At 73.5% G+C, this 14,152-nt stretch carries 14 protein-coding genes, 1 tRNA gene and 1 pseudogene; 4 read left to right on the top strand and 12 right to left on the bottom strand.

The window, feature by feature from the left end:
• Positions 1–319 precede the first annotated feature (319 nt).
• The 7 genes from FK498_RS12710 to FK498_RS12740 are packed head-to-tail and all read right to left on the bottom strand — an operon-like array spanning position 320 to position 6,935.
• Positions 320–1,303: an alcohol dehydrogenase catalytic domain-containing protein gene (locus FK498_RS12710; protein ID WP_141855114.1), complete on the bottom strand. Its 984-nt coding sequence runs from the start codon at positions 1,301–1,303 to the stop codon at positions 320–322.
• A gap of 11 nt (positions 1,304–1,314) precedes the next feature.
• Positions 1,315–2,073, bottom strand: a complete 759-nt coding sequence (locus tag FK498_RS12715; RefSeq protein ID WP_141855116.1) for an SDR family NAD(P)-dependent oxidoreductase — start codon at positions 2,071–2,073, stop codon at positions 1,315–1,317.
• Positions 2,074–2,079: 6 nt separating this feature from the next.
• A complete protein-coding gene (gene hisD / locus FK498_RS12720; RefSeq protein WP_141855118.1) occupies positions 2,080–3,393 on the bottom strand; it encodes a histidinol dehydrogenase in 1,314 nt (437 codons plus the stop codon).
• A 25-nt stretch (positions 3,394–3,418) separates the two neighbouring features.
• On the bottom strand, positions 3,419–4,465 hold the full coding sequence (locus FK498_RS12725; RefSeq protein WP_141855120.1) for an ABC transporter substrate-binding protein: 1,047 nt from the start codon (positions 4,463–4,465) through the stop codon (positions 3,419–3,421).
• A 27-nt stretch (positions 4,466–4,492) separates the two neighbouring features.
• Complete coding sequence (locus FK498_RS12730; protein WP_237560932.1) at positions 4,493–5,263, bottom strand: ABC transporter ATP-binding protein; 771 nt, start codon at positions 5,261–5,263, stop codon at positions 4,493–4,495.
• A 35-nt stretch (positions 5,264–5,298) separates the two neighbouring features.
• Positions 5,299–6,090 carry an ABC transporter permease gene (locus tag FK498_RS12735; RefSeq protein ID WP_237560935.1) on the bottom strand — a complete coding sequence of 264 codons (792 nt, stop codon included), beginning with the start codon at positions 6,088–6,090 and terminating at the stop codon, positions 5,299–5,301.
• Positions 6,087–6,935 (bottom strand): ABC transporter permease, encoded by an 849-nt coding sequence (locus tag FK498_RS12740; protein ID WP_237560933.1) that lies wholly within the window; start codon positions 6,933–6,935, stop codon positions 6,087–6,089. The genes FK498_RS12735 and FK498_RS12740 overlap by 4 nt, the downstream gene beginning before the upstream one ends.
• A 166-nt stretch (positions 6,936–7,101) precedes the next feature.
• On the opposite strand from FK498_RS12740, the gene FK498_RS12745 reads away from it, so the two are divergent.
• Positions 7,102–8,238, top strand: a complete 1,137-nt coding sequence (locus tag FK498_RS12745) for a LacI family DNA-binding transcriptional regulator (protein ID WP_141855126.1) — start codon at positions 7,102–7,104, stop codon at positions 8,236–8,238.
• 21 nt (positions 8,239–8,259) lie between these two features.
• On the opposite strand, the gene FK498_RS12750 is transcribed toward FK498_RS12745, so the two are convergent.
• From FK498_RS12750 to FK498_RS12765, 4 genes and pseudogenes are all read right to left on the bottom strand, one after another.
• Positions 8,260–8,336 (bottom strand) — tRNA-Met (locus tag FK498_RS12750).
• A gap of 45 nt (positions 8,337–8,381) precedes the next feature.
• A pseudogene (mnmA, locus tag FK498_RS12755) lies at positions 8,382–9,512 on the bottom strand (tRNA 2-thiouridine(34) synthase MnmA); the annotation flags it as partial.
• Positions 9,513–9,539: 27 nt separating this feature from the next.
• Complete coding sequence (locus tag FK498_RS12760) at positions 9,540–10,832, bottom strand: O-acetylhomoserine aminocarboxypropyltransferase (RefSeq protein WP_141855130.1); 1,293 nt, start codon at positions 10,830–10,832, stop codon at positions 9,540–9,542.
• Between the two features lie 4 nt (positions 10,833–10,836).
• Positions 10,837–11,343 carry a CoA-binding protein gene (locus tag FK498_RS12765; RefSeq protein ID WP_141855132.1) on the bottom strand — a complete coding sequence of 169 codons (507 nt, stop codon included), beginning with the start codon at positions 11,341–11,343 and terminating at the stop codon, positions 10,837–10,839.
• A gap of 378 nt (positions 11,344–11,721) precedes the next feature.
• On the opposite strand from FK498_RS12765, the gene FK498_RS12770 reads away from it, so the two are divergent.
• From FK498_RS12770 to FK498_RS19775, 3 genes are all read left to right on the top strand, one after another.
• Complete coding sequence (locus FK498_RS12770) at positions 11,722–11,922, top strand: hypothetical protein (protein WP_141855134.1); 201 nt, start codon at positions 11,722–11,724, stop codon at positions 11,920–11,922.
• Between the two features lie 168 nt (positions 11,923–12,090).
• A complete protein-coding gene (locus FK498_RS12775; protein ID WP_161988404.1) occupies positions 12,091–12,744 on the top strand; it encodes a TetR/AcrR family transcriptional regulator in 654 nt (217 codons plus the stop codon).
• Complete coding sequence (locus FK498_RS19775) at positions 12,741–13,241, top strand: NUDIX domain-containing protein (protein WP_202614843.1); 501 nt, start codon at positions 12,741–12,743, stop codon at positions 13,239–13,241. Before FK498_RS12775 ends, FK498_RS19775 begins: the two co-directional genes overlap by 4 nt.
• On the opposite strand, the gene FK498_RS12785 is transcribed toward FK498_RS19775, so the two are convergent.
• Positions 13,216–13,968 carry a hypothetical protein gene (locus tag FK498_RS12785; protein WP_141855138.1) on the bottom strand — a complete coding sequence of 251 codons (753 nt, stop codon included), beginning with the start codon at positions 13,966–13,968 and terminating at the stop codon, positions 13,216–13,218. The two genes, FK498_RS19775 and FK498_RS12785, sit on opposite strands and share 26 nt — an antisense overlap.
• Positions 13,969–14,152: the final 184 nt, after the last annotated feature.

Genomic DNA, 14,152 nt, shown 5'->3' on the forward strand with positions numbered 1-14,152 from the left:
GCGCCGAGGCGCGCGACGGTCGTCTCGAGCGGCGTGTCGCGCGCCGCACGCGGTGTGGTGCGCCTCACCTCCCCTCGCCCCGCCCCTGTCCCGGCCGGCCAGCGGCGCCGCAGGGCGACGCTGCGCCGTACCTCGCCGCGCGAACCCCTCCCGCACTTGCGCGGGCCAGCCTGTCCCATCTTGCGCCAGAGATGAAGGCGGCATCCGCCCGGGCGGCGTCCGGGTCCCGCGCACATCCGTGCGACCGGAGACCGGACCGACGGTCTAAGCCGGAAGACGGGCCGGCGATCCCGGGGTCCTTGACCCGCGCAGGCCGCGTTCAGCCCGGCCGAAGGACGATCTTCGGTGCCGAGGCGCGGCCGGAGGCGAGCTCCGCGAAGGCGGCCACACCCTCGGCCAGCGGCCGCTCCTCGACCCAGGCGAGATCGCCGAGCACGCCGTCGGCCAGCGCCGCGAGCGCGGCCACCATGTCCGCCCGCGTGTAGCAGTAGCTGCCGAGCACCGCGATCTCCTGCAGCGTGATGCGCCGGGCGTCGAAGCCGCCGTCGTTGTCCTGCAGGCCGATGTGCAGCAGCACCCCGCCCGGTGCCGCCGCGGCGCTCGCCATGCGCCGCGTCGGCGCCGTGCCGACCGCGTCGAAGACGAGATCGAAGGCGCCGGCCTCGGGCGGCATGGCGCGCGGATCGAAGGCCTCGGCGGCGTCCGTCCGCACGACGGTGGCGCGCCGGGCGGCGGCGGTCTCGGCCAGCCGCACCCCGCGCGCGCCCCAGGCCTTCAGGTAGAGGGCGGCCAGCAGCCCGATCGCGCCGCCGCCGATCACCAGCGCCCGCGCCTCCGCCACCGGCCGGGCGAGCGCGCGGGCGCAGAGGTGCAACGCGTGCAGCACGCAGGCCGCGGGCTCGGCCAGCGCCGCGGCGACGTCGCCCGCATGGGGCGGAACGGGGATCAGGTTGGCCTCCGGCACGGCCACGGCCTCGGCGAAGCAGCCAGGGAGCTGCATCCCCAGCATCCTGCGCTCTGGGCAGAGATGCGTCCGCCCCTCGGCGCAGCGCGCGCAGCGTCCGCAGGGGATGAGCGGATTGACCACGACGCGGCGCCCGTCGGGCGTGCGCCCGACCGCCTCGTGGCCGAGGATCAGCGGCGGCACGCGGCGCGGATCGTGACCGTGATAGGCATGCAGGTCACTGCCGCAGATCCCGGCCGCGTGCACCCGCACCACCGCCTCGTCGGCCGAGCGCGCCAGGACGTCCGGCTCGTCGCGGCACATGACGGTGTCCGGACCGAGGAAGACCAGCGCCTTCATCCTCCACCTGCCTATCTCGCGGTGAACCCGCCATCGACGAACAGCACCTGGCCGGTGACGTAGTCCGACGCCGGCGAGCACAGGAAGACGGCCGCGCCCTCGACATCCTCGAGCCGTCCGTTGCGGCCAAGGCATGTTGCTGACGCGATCCGTTCCGCGCGCGCGGCATCGGCGAAGACGGGCCCGGTGAGCGCGGTCGGGAAGAAGCCCGGCGCGATCGCATTGCAGGTGATGCCAAAGCGCCCCCATGCCTCGGCCATCGCGCGCGTCAGCTGCACCACGCCGCCCTTGGCCGCGCCGTAGGGGATGCTGTCCGGCATCGCGCGCACCGACTGCAGCGAGGCGATCGCCAGGATCCTGCCCCAGCCGCGGTCGCGCATCGCGGGCACGAGCAGACGGGAGAGGAAGAAGGGGGCGGCCAGCATCGCCTCGATCTGGGCGTCCCAGCTCGCATCCGTGACGTCCTGCCACGGCTCGCGGGCATTCAGGCCGGCCGCGTGCACCACGATGTCGGGCGCGCCAAAGGGGGACGCCGCCCGCGCCGCCAGCGCCGCCAGGGCGGACCGGTCCGCGACATCGCCGGCGACCGCAGCGGCACGCCCGCCGAGCGCCCGGGCCGCATCCGCAAGCACCGCCTCGCGTCGGCCGACCAGCACGACGGCCGCCCCCGCGGCATGCAGCGCGGCCGCGATCGCCCGGCCGATGCCCGATCCGCCGCCGGTGACCAGCGCCACCCGCCCGTCGATCCGGAACCGGTCGAGCACGGTCACGAAGGCTCAGGCCTCGACCGGCGTGCCGAGCGGCAGCGCATGGCCGGGGAAATACCTCGCGAGCCGCAGATCGGCGGTGCGGGCATGCGCCTCCATCCCCTCCAGGCGCGAGATCCGCGCGGTGAGCTCGGCAAGCCGCCGCGCCCCCTCGCGCGTCGCCTGCTGCCAAGTCAGCGGCTTGAGGAACTTGTGCACCGAGAGCCCGGCCGCATAGCGCGCGGCCGCCCTGGTCGGCAGCACGTGGTTCGGCCCGCTGCACTTGTCGCCGAAGGCGACGGTCGTCTCCTCGCCGAGGAACAGGCTGCCGTAGTTGACCAGCCGGTCGCGCCACCAGGGCAGATCGACGCAGTGCACCTCGAGATGTTCGCTCGCGTAGTCGTCGGCGATGCGGGCGGCCTCCTCGCGGCTGTCGCATACGACCACCTCGCCGTAGTCGCGCCAGGCGGAGCCAGCGGCCTCGCGCGCGGTCGGCGGCAGCGCCTCGATCAGCCCGGGCACGCGGGCGAGCACGCGCTCGGCGAGCGCGCGGTCGAGCGCGATCAGCCAGGCGGGGCTCTCGTGCCCGTGCTCCGCCTGGCCGACCAGGTCCGCGGCGACGAGCTCGGGATCGGCGGAACGGTCCGCGATCACGGCGATCTCGGAGGGGCCGGCGAAGACGTCGATGCCGACCCGACCGAACAGCATCCGCTTCGCCTCGGCGACATACTTGTTGCCCGGGCCGACGATCACGTCGGCGCGCCGGCCCGAGAACAGGCCGAAGGCGAGCGCGGCGATCGCCTGCACGCCGCCGAGGGTAAGGATCGTGTCCGCCCCGGCCCGGTGCATGGCATAGAGCACCAGCGGATGGATCGGCCCGCCGCGATACGGCGCCGAGCAGGCGACGACGTGACCGACGCCGGCCGCCTTGGCCGTGGCGATGCCCATGTAGGCGCTGGCGATGTGCGCGTAGCGCCCGGTCGGGACATAGACGCCGACGCAGGCGACCGGCACCAGCTTCTGCCCGGCCTGGACGCCCGGCACCACCTCGATCGCGAAGTCCCGGATGCTGTCCTTCTGGGCCTCGGCGAAGCGCCGCACATTGGCGATCGCCGCATCGATGTCCGCGCGCGCCTGCGCGGGCACCGCCGCGATCGCCCGCGCCACCTCGTCCGCCGGCACGGGGATGGGCCCGTCCCAGCCGTCGAGGCGGCGCGCGTAGTCCCGCGCCGCCGCCTCGCCGCCGGCCTCCACGGCCGCGATGATCTCGGCGGCGACCGCACGCGCCGTTCCCTCGTTGCTCGCCGGCGTCTTCGCCGCGCGCTTCAGCCAGGTCGCCGCCATGACCGATCCCCCGCAGGCCCGTCCGTCACTCGTTGTTCGCGAAGGCGCGCAGCCGCGGATCGGCCGCGATCCGCTTCAGCACCTCGTCGGTGGCGAATGTCGTCGGATCGGGTGCCTGCTGCAGGGTCCCGGTCGAGACGAGATACGCGCCGAGATCGGTCAGCCAGCGATCCACTGTCGAAGGGCCCTCGGCGCGGGAGAACAGCCGCAGCTGCTCCTCGAGCGTGAAGGTCGGGCGCGTGTCGATCTCCGCGGCGAGGTAGCGGTCGTCGAGCGTCACGCCGCCCTGCACGTAGAAGCGGCGCATCAGCGCGATCGTCTCGTCGCGGTTCGCGCGCTGCCAGGCGATCGAGCGGAGATAGACCGCGAGGAAGGCGGCGGCGCGGTCGGGATGCTCGCGCACCCAGTCGGCGCGCGCGACGATCGCGCCGGGAACGGTGGCGCCGGCCTCCTTGCCGTCGCAGATCACGACGCCCTGGGCGCGCTCCTGCAGCGTGTAGGTGTTGGGCGCCCAGACGCCGGCGAGCAGCCCGTTCCCGGCGGTGAAGGCCGAGATGATCTGCGCCTGGCCCAGATTCACGAGCGTGACGTCGCGGCGGTCGAGACCCCAGGACTTCAGGCAGGCAAGCACGGCGTATTCGCCGGTGCTGTTGGTCGTGAGCAGGATCTGCTGGCCCTTCAGGACCTGGGGATTGGCGCGGATGCGCTCGACATCGGCGCGTCGTGCCACAACGGCGTTGCCGCGGCTCTCGTCGTTGGTGATGCCGATGGTGAGCAGGCCGAACCGCTGGGCGCCCAGCACCGCGGGCGCGGAACCGGTGCCGCCCGCCTCCCAGGCGCGCGCGGCGAGGGCGGCGACCTGGGGCGCGCCGGCGGCGAAGGTCGAGAACTCGGGCGCCAGCCCCATCTCGCGCCACCAGCCCTTCTCGGCGGCGATGAAGAACGGCACCGCCCAGTAGAGGGAAGGCTGGTAGGAGACCTTGATGGTCACCGGCGCCTGCGCGGCGGCCGGCGGCGCCTGGCCGGCAGCGAACGCCGCGGCAGCCGCGACCAGAAGCATCCGTCGGATCATGTCTCTCTCCCTTCGGTTGTTGCCGGTTCAGTCGTCGGGGCGGATCTGGTCGCGCAGCAGGCGCCAGAGATGGGTGCGCAGATGGGTGAAGGAGGGCAGGTCCATCACCTCCTCGATCGGGCGGGCCCCCCACTCCTCCGCCTCGCGGGTGGGACGGATGTCGACGATCTCGCGCAGCCGCCCCGGATCGCGCGCCAGCACCACGACGCGGTCCGCGAGATAGACCGCCTCGTCCACGGCGTGCGTGATGAACAGGACCGTGCGCGGCTCCTTGCGCGTGAGCCGGACCAGCTCCTCCTGCATGACCGTGCGCGTCTGCGCGTCGAGGGCGCCGAACGGCTCGTCCATCAGCAGCACGTCTGGCTCGATCGCGTAGGAGCGCGCGATCGCGACGCGCTGCTGCATCCCGCCCGAGAGCTGATGGGGGAACCGGTCCTCCGTCCCCTCCATCGACATCAGCTTCAGGTAGTGCGCGACGATCTCGTCCTGGCGTGCGCGCGGCACGCCCTTGCAGCGCAGTCCGAAGGCGATGTTCTCGCGCACCGACTTCCAGGGGAACAGCGCGAACTGCTGGAACACGACCGCGCGGTCGGGACCCGGCGCCGTCACCTCGCGCCCGCCCACGCGCACGCTGCCCTCGGTCGGGCGATCGAGCCCGGCGGCCATGCGCATCAGCGTGGTCTTGCCGCTGCCGGAGGGACCGACCACCGCGACGAACTCGCGCTCGGCGACCGTCAGGCTGACGTCGCGGATCGCGACGAACGGCCTGCCCGATCGCGTCGGGAACGATTTCGTCACGTTTTCGAATCGGATATCCTTCATGCGGCGCCCCCTCAGGTCTGGCCCCAGCGCGCCCTGACGAGGCGCTCGGCGCGACGCAGCGCGACGTCGATCGCAAGCCCGATCGCCCCGACCGAGAGCATGCCGGCCATGACGATCGCCGGGGCGAGGTTGCTCTGCGCCTGCACCATCACGTAGCCGATCCCGGCGGAGGCGACGATCAGCTCCGCACCCACCAGCGACTGCCAAGCGAGGCCGGCGGAGACCCGCAGTCCCGCCACGATCGAGGGCAGCGCGCCGGGCAGCAGCACCTCCGCCATGATGCGCAGGCCGCCGGCGCCGAGCGTCTGCGCCGCCTCGACGAGGCGCAGCTCGACGAGCTTCGCGCCGCGATAGGCGTTGATCAGGCAGGGCGGGAAGGCACCGGCGAAGATCACCATGACCGGCCCGCCGATGCCGGTGCCGAACCAGAGCGCCGCGAAGGGCACCCAGGCGAGCGGGGCGATGAAGCGCAGCGCCTCGAAGATCGGCGAGACGATGTCGTCAAGCAGCGGGAAGCGCCCCATCGCGAGGCCGAGCGGCACGCCGATTGCCGCGGCGAGCAGGAAGCCCATGGCGAAGCGCCCGAGGCTGGCGAGGATGTGCTCGAGCAGGGTGTGGCCGGCGAAGGGCTCGAAGGCGAGGCGCCAGGCGGTGGCGAGCACCGTGACGGGCGAGGGCAGCGTCTGGGCCGAGACGGCGCCGGTCGCGACGAGGAGGTGCCAGCCGCCGAAGAACAGGACCGCACCGGCGAACGAGAGCAGGAGGAGCGCGCGCGGATGCGGGGCGCGTCCGGCGATCGTCATGAACGCCACGGCGTCAGCCTCCGTTCCGCGACCGCGACGAGCCGCGTGGTGAGCGCGCCGAGCACGCCGACGGCGAGCATCGCCACCGCGATCATCGGCGGGTTGATGTCGCGATAGGCCGCGTCGAGCACGCGGCCGAGACCGAAGAAGGCGCCGACGAGCTCGGCGGCGACCAGCGTGGTCCACGACGCCTGCAGCGACAGCCTGAGCCCCGTGAACATCATCGGCAGGCTGCCGGGGATGACGACCTCCCGCAGCAGGCGCAGTTCGCTCGCGCCATGCACGCGCGCGGCCTCGATCAGCGTACGGTCGACGCTGCGCACGCCGGTCCAGGTGTTGATCACGGACGGGACGAAGGCCGCGAACCAGATCACCAGGATCTTGGCGGCGTCGCCGAGGCCGAGCCAGACGATCGCGAGCGGGATCCAGGCGAGCGGCGGGATCGGCCGGACCAGAAGGAAGGCGGGGTTGAGCAGCGCCTCGGCGCGATGCGAGATGCCCATGACGAGCCCGAGCGGCACGCCCGTCGCGATCGCGACGAGGAAGCCCATGATGACGAGGCGCGTGCTGTGCCAGGCCTGGGTCAGGAGCGTGCCGCCGGCGTAGCCGTCGACGGCGATCTGGACGAAGGCGGCCCAGAACTCGGCAGGTGCGGGGAAGCGGTGCGGGCCGATGAGGCCGGTGAGCGAGGTGAGCAGCCACCAGAGCGCGAGGGTGCCGGCGAGGCTGGCGATGCCGATGCGGAACCGCCGGCTGCCGGCGACGAGCAGGCGTGGGCCGTTGCGTCCGGCTGCCGACCGCCCAGCGCCATCGGACACCGCCTGTGCTGCGGGCAGCCCGTGCACCGTCCGTTTCCTCCCCGCCGTCGATCCCGCGGCGTTTGAAAGCGTTTACACAGACTGCCCCGATCATGCCCGCCTGTCAACCCAGAGCGCCACGGATTCCCTTGTATTTCTCGCCTGCGGTCGCCCGAGGCTTGGCTCGAATGGGCGAAATCGTTTACAAGCACTCATGTCCACCGCCCCGGTGACCATCCGCGATGTGGCCAAGGCGGCCCAGGTGTCGGTGGCGACGGTCAGCCGGGTGTTCAACCGCCCGAACCTGGTCACCGCCGCCTTGCGCGCCCGCGTGCAGGACGCGGCCGACCGGCTCGGCTACCTTGCCGATGGCGCCGCCCGCGCGCTCGCCTCGCGGCGCAGCAGGGCGATCGGCGCGATCGTGCCCACGCTCGACAACCCGGTCTTCGCCGCCTGCATCGATGCGCTGCAGCAGCGCCTGGACGAGCACGGCTTCGCGCTGCTGATCGCCTCGGCCGGCTACGATGCCGCGCGCGAGACCCGCGAGGTGCGTGTCCTGCTCGAGCGCGGCGTCGACGGCCTGATGCTGGTCGGGGCGGACCATCCGTCCGCCGTCTGGGCCCTCATCGAGCGTCGTCGCCCGGCCGTGCCCGTCGTCGTCACCTGGAGCGGCGAGGCGAGCCGCAGCACCGTCGCCTGCATCGGCTTCGACAATCGGGCGGCCGCGAGGCGTCTCGTCGACCACCTGCTGCAGCTCGGCCACCGTCGCATCGCGATGATCGCCGGTCCCACCACCGGCAACGACCGGGCCATGGCCCGCGTCGCAGGGGTCCGGGAGGCGCTGAGCGCCGTCGGCATCGCCCTCGCCCCGCCCTACCTGACGGAGCGTCCCTACACCGTGCCCGACGGTCACGCCGCCGCGCTGGTGCTGCTCTCCCTGCCCGAACCGCCGACGGCGATCGTCTGCGGCAATGACCATCTCGCGCTCGGCGCGCTCGCCGGCGTCCGCTCGCTCGGCCTGTCCGTTCCGCACGACGTCTCGGTCTGCGGCTTCGACGACCTCGACTTCGCCGCCTATGCCTCGCCGCCTCTGACCACGGTGCGGGTGCCGGCGGCCGAGATGGGGCGGAGGGCGGCGGATTGCCTCGCCGCCGCCGCCGGCCGGACCGAGCCGCCTGCGACAGCCCTGCTGGAGGCGCCGGTGATGCTGCGCGGCTCCACCGGCCCGCCGCCCGGGCATCGTGCGACGGCCAGGGCGCCTGCCGCGACGGTCACGCGCCCTCCGCGCAGGCGCGGCACGCTCCGGCGGGCGGGCGGCGGCCCGACGGAGGGTCCGTCTGCGCCGCGATGATCCGGCGGAGCGGCGCGGGAGTGGTAGCGGCGGGCGGACTTGAACCGCCGACCCCGGCATTATGAGTGCCGTGCTCTAACCAGCTGAGCTACGCCGCCACCGGGCCCGACACGCAGGGCGGCCGCAGCGGCCCCACGCGCCCGTCAGGCCGCGGGAGATACGTCCCGGCCCGCCGCACTGTCAACCGAAGCGGCGGCGATGATCCCTCCACCCAGCACCCGGTCGCCGGCGTAGAACACCGCCGCCTGCCCCGGCGCCACCGTCGCCGGCGCGTCGAGGGCGACCCGCGCCCGCATCCCGTCCCACAGGACGCTGGCCGACCGCGGCGCCTCGCGGGCGCGCAGCTTCACCGCGCAGCGCAGGTCCTGGGCGGGCGGATCGACCAGCCAGGTCACCTCGCACACCACCGCCTCGCGCCGGCCCAGCGCGACGCGCGGCCCCACCACGACGCGCCGCCGCGCCGCGTCGATCGCCACCACGTGCATCCGCTCGCCCGCGCGCCACGACGCCTCGCCCAGTCCGCGCGCCTGGCCGACCGTGTAGCGCGCCACCCCGCGATGCCGGCCGAGCACCGCGCCGTCCAGGCCCACCACCTCGCCGGGCTCCGCCGCCTCCGGGCGGAGCCGCGCGACGAGGTCGGCATGGCGGCCGTCAGGGATGAAGCAGATGTCCTGGCTGTCCGGCTTGTCGGCCACCGCCAGGCCAAGCCGCGCGGCATGGGCGCGCACCTCGGTCTTGCGCAGCCCGCCCAGGGGGAAGCGCAGGAACGCCAGATCGGCGCGGTTCAGCGCGAACAGGAAGTAGGACTGGTCGCGCGCCGGATCGGCGGCGCGGCAGAGCGCCGGGCCGTCCGGCGCCGCCGCGATGCGCGCATAGTGGCCGGTCGCCAGCGCCTCCGCCCCGAGATCGCGCGCGAGACCGACGAGGTCGGCGAACTTCAGGCGCTGGTTGCAGCGCAGGCACGGGATCGGCGTCTCGCCCCGGGCATAGGTGTCGGCGAAGTCCTCGATCACCGCGCTCCGGAACCGCGCCTCCATGTCCAGCACGTAGTGGGCGATGCCGAGCCGGTCGGCGACCCGGCGCGCATCGTGGATGTCCTGGCCGGCGCAGCAGGCCCCCTTCCGTCCCACGGAGGCCCCGTGGTCGTAGAGCTGCATGGTGACGCCGATCACCTCGTGCCCGGCCTCGGCCATCAGGCCGGCGACCACCGAGGAGTCGACGCCGCCCGACATGGCGACGACGATCCGCACCGTTCCCAGGTGCGCGCCCCGGACGCCCGCGTCAAGCGTCGGCGCGGCGGGTCAGGGAAGCTGCGCCAGCGCCTGCTCGAGGTCGGCGATGATGTCGGCCACGCTCTCCAGGCCGATCGACAGCCGCACCACCTCCGGCCCGGCGCCCGCCGCGGCCAGCTGTTCGGGCGTGAGCTGGCGATGCGTGGTCGAGGCCGGGTGGATGATCAGCGACCGGCAGTCGCCGATGTTGGCGAGGTGGCTGATCAGCTGCACGGACTCCACCACCTTGATGCCGGCCTCGTAGCCGCCCTTCAGCCCGAAGGTGAACACCGCGCCGGCACCGCGCGGCAGGTAGCGCTGCGCCAGCGCATGGAACGGGCTCGACGGCAGCCCGGCGTAGCTCACCCAGGCCACCTTCGGGTGGCCCTCCAGCCATTGCGCGACCGCCAGCGCGTTGGCGCAATGGCGTTCCATCCGGAGCGGCAGGGTCTCGATGCCGGCGAGGGTCAGGAAGGCGTTCAGCGGCGCCTGCGACGGGCCGAGATCGCGCAGCCCCACGGCGTGTCCATAGACCGAGAAGGCGAGGTCGCCGAAGGTCTCGAAGAAGCGCAGGCCGTGATAGCCGGGCTCGGGTTCGGACAGCGCCGGGAACCGGCCGCCGCGGCTCCAGTCGAAGCGGCCACTGTCGATCACCGCGCCGCCGATCGACGTTCCATTGCCGGAGAGGAACTTGGTGGTCGAGTGCACCACCAGCGTGGCGCCGTGCTCGATCGGCCGGCACAGCCAGGGAGTGGCGAGCGTGTTGTCGACGATCAGCGGCACGCCGGCGGCATCCGCGATGTCGGCGATGGCGCGCAGGTCGATCACGATGCCGCCCGGATTGGCGAGGCTCTCGACGAAGATCGCCCGGGTCCTGTCGGTCACCGCGGCGCGCACCCGCTCGGGATCGGTGGCGTCGACGAAGTGGGTGACCCAGCCGAAGGCGCGCCGGAACGCGTTGCCCATCTGGTTGAGCGATCCGCCGTAGAGCTGGCGGGCCGCGACGATCTCCTCGCCCGGCCGCATCAGGGGAAACAGCGCGAGGAGCTGCGCCGCGTGGCCCGACGAGGTCGCGATCGCGCCGCGCCCGCCCTCCAGGCTGGCGAGACGCTCCTCGAGCACCGACACCGTCGGATTGGTCAGGCGGGAGTAGATGAAGCCCGCCTGCTGGAGGTTGAACAGCGTCGCCGCATGGTCGGCGTCGTCGAAGACGAAGCTTGTGGTCTGGTAGATCGGCGTGGCGCGCGCGCCGGTCGCCGGGTCCGGGGCGGCGCCGGCATGGATGGCGCGGGTCTCGAAGCCGAAGGTGCGGGACTGGCTCATGGGATCACATCAGTTTCCGAGTGGCGCGGGCGAGGGGGCGGCGCCGGCTCGTGAGCACCTGCGTGTTGATGCCCTGCCAGCCGAGCTCGCCGAACAGCCGCATGTACTCGATCTTGGGACAGCGGTTCATCACCACGCGCAGCCCGGCCGCCTCGGCGCGCGCCGCCGCGGCGTCGTTGCGCACCCCGAGCTGCATCCAGACCACCTTGGCGCCCAGCGCGATCGCCTGGTCGGTGATCGGGCCCGCCGCCTCCGCGTTGCGGAAGATGTCCACCATGTCTGGGGTCACCGGCAGCGCGGCGAGGTCGGGATGGACCGTCTCGCCGAGGATGGTCTGCCCGGCCGCGCGGGGATTGACCGGGATGACGCGGTAGCCCTTGGCCTGAAGATACTTCATCGCGAAGAAGCTCGGCCGGTTCCAGTCGGGGCTCGCGCCGACCATGGCGATGAGACGCACCGAGCGCAGGATGTCCCGCAGGTCCTCGTCACTGTAGTGGTCGTGATCGCTCATGGGGCACAGATCTTCGGGTCGAGCGGGCCCGGGATGCCGGTCATGCCCGGAGGGCCCGGATGTGCGTGGGCGGGGTGATCGCCGGGCGACGCCAGCCTGCCGGAGGATGGCGCCGGCGACCGGCGCGGCGTGCCGTTCCCGCGCGGACATCCTCCACGCCTTGGCGACCCGGTTCAAGACGCCGTCGTCCGAGACATCGGCGCACCGCCTCGGCGGGATATCCCGCCCGGCCGGCGGCGGCGTGCCGCAGGAGGCCGGTCCCCGTCCCGCCACCGCGCCGCGATCGGCCGCGGATCAGGATCGGTTAACGCGGACCGGCCTACACCACGCCGCGGATAGAGCCGCACGTTGCGATCCGAGCCAGGAGGTCGATTGACGATGAACATCTTCCATCTGTCGATCCGCACGGATGGCCCCGCCTTCCAGCACCATCCGGCCACGGAGATCGCCCGCATCCTGCGCGCCCTCGCCGACGAGTTCGACCGGCTCGGCTTCGTCGGCGCCTGGCCGCGCCCGCTGCACGATCTCGCCGGCCGGCGCGTGGGCAACGCCGATCTGACGGACCGGCCGGCCGGGTAGCCCGCTTCCCCTCGCAGGGTCGTCATCCCGCTCCGAAACTGATGCGTCGTCGCGGTCCTGCCGGTGCGGCCGCCCGGTCCGGACCCGGGAGGCGACCAATCGCGGGGCCGCGCTGCGCGCCGACCGCATTGATGTACTGAACCGTTCAGTTCATCATAACGGAACATGATGAACGATACGCACACCGTCGATGTGCCGATCACGGCGCTGACCACCTCCCAGCGCAAGCGACGCCAGGTGATGGAGGCCGCGGCCCGGCTGTTCATGGCCCAGGGATATGGCGCGACCAGCATGGACGCGATCGCCCGCGAGGCCGGGGTCTCGAAAGCGACGCTCTATGCGTACTTCCAGGGCAAGGACGCGCTGTTCGCCGCGATCGTCGGCGAAGCGTGCGAACGCCACGCCGAGGGACGGCCCTGCTGTCTCACCGACCACGAGGACGATCTCGCCGGGGCGCTGGTAGCCCTCGGCGAAGGCTACCTGTCCTTCCTCTGCCGCGAGGAGGTGATGGCGATCCAGCGCGTGGTGCTCGCCGAGGGATCGCGATTTCCGGAGCTGGGCCGGGCCTTCTACGAGAGCGGGCCACGGCGCATGATCCAATGGGTCGCGGGCTGGTTCGCGGCGCTGCAGCGGCAGGGGCGGCTGCGCCCGGGCGACCCCGCCGTCGCTGCCGAACAGTTCCTCGCCCTGCAGCGGGGCTCCACCCTGATGCGGCGCATGCTCGGTGTCCCGCCCGCACCCGACGCGGCCGAGATCCGCGCGGTCGTCGCGGCCGCGGTCGAGACGTTCCTGCGCGCCTGGGGCACGGGGCGCGAGCAGTGAGACCGCACTTCGCCGCCGCCCTGATCGTCGACGAGCGCGGCCGCTACCTGATGCAGATCCGTGACCGGTCGCCCGGCATCCTGCATCCGGGCGCGCTGGGACTGTTCGGCGGCGCCGTCGAACCCGGCGAGTCCGCCGAACAGGCGATCCGGCGCGAACTCGCCGAGGAGATCGGCATCGTCCCCGAGGACCTGGCCTTCTGGCGGACGCTGCAGGTGCCGCTGCCGGCGGCGGGGCGGGGCATGCGCGATGCGCGCGTCGGCGTCTTCACGGCGACCATCGCTGCCGCCCGCGTCCCGTTCCTTGATCAGCAGGAGGGGGCCGGGCGCACCTTGATCGGACCGCGCCGCCTGCTGGCCGAGGCCGCGGTCGCCACCTCGGCGCGCCTCGCCGTCGCCCTGCATGCCCGGGCCGCGATCGCCGCCGCCCTCGAGGAACCCGCCGCCGAGCGGTGGCTGGTCCCGGCCGCCGTCAGCGACGGCGGAACAGCCGCCTGAGGACGGCGAAGAGGCCGCCGCCCGACACGGGCCGCATCAGCGGCAGGCCGGTCGCCGGGCCGCGCTGCGAGGCATGCGGCCGGGCGGCAGGCGGCGGCAGCGCCGAGGCGACGGAGTAGGCGCGGGCGTCCCCGGCGGCGATCAGCTTCCGCTCGAAGGCGACCACCCGGTCGACGGGTTCGGGGAGGTGGCCGCGTTCCAGGGCGCTCGCCTGGGCGGCCGCGGCACCGAAGTCCCCGGCGCGCCGCAGGATGTCGACGATCCGCACCTGCTGTTCGAGGTCGGGCGCAGGCCCCTGACGGAAGAGCGCGACGGCGGTGAGCCGCCACTCGCGGGCAAGATCCGGCTTGCGCATGTCGTCCGCCACCCAGGCGGCCTGCAGCGTCGCCTCCGCCGCGGCGTGCAGCTCGCCCGTCTCCTCCAGGATCATGGCCCGGCAGAGGAAGCGACGGGCGAGCGGCGGGTAGGAGGTCTCGGCCAGAAGCGCGCGATACGGCCCGCCTGCCACCACGGCGGCGGCGGCGGGGGTGGCCTCGTCCAGCCGGGGGGCGGCATAGCCGCAGGTCGGGCACTGCTGGAGCCAGTAGGCCATGGTGCTGCGGGTCGTCTCGCCCGGCCGCAGGTCGAGATCGGGCGGACCCGCCGGACCACCGCCACGCACCGCGCGCTGGCGGCTTTCGCGCCCGCACACCGCGCAGGTGACGCTCGTCTGTCCGACAGTGGTCATCGCCTCGCAACGGTAACCGGAGCCGATCGCACGGGGAAGCGCGGCCGACATCACGCCGCGATCAGCGCGTGGCCGCGGCCCCCGGGGTCCGGGCAGGGCGGGCGCGCGGATCGGGCGGGGCGCGGCGCCCGGGGGCCCGCCCCGGTCCTCGCGCTGGCGGTGCTGCTGCTCGCCGCGGTGATGG

Origin of the sequence: Elioraea sp. Yellowstone, from assembly GCF_006704265.1 — a bacterium.
Taxonomy (GTDB): Bacteria; Pseudomonadota; Alphaproteobacteria; order Acetobacterales; family Acetobacteraceae; genus Elioraea.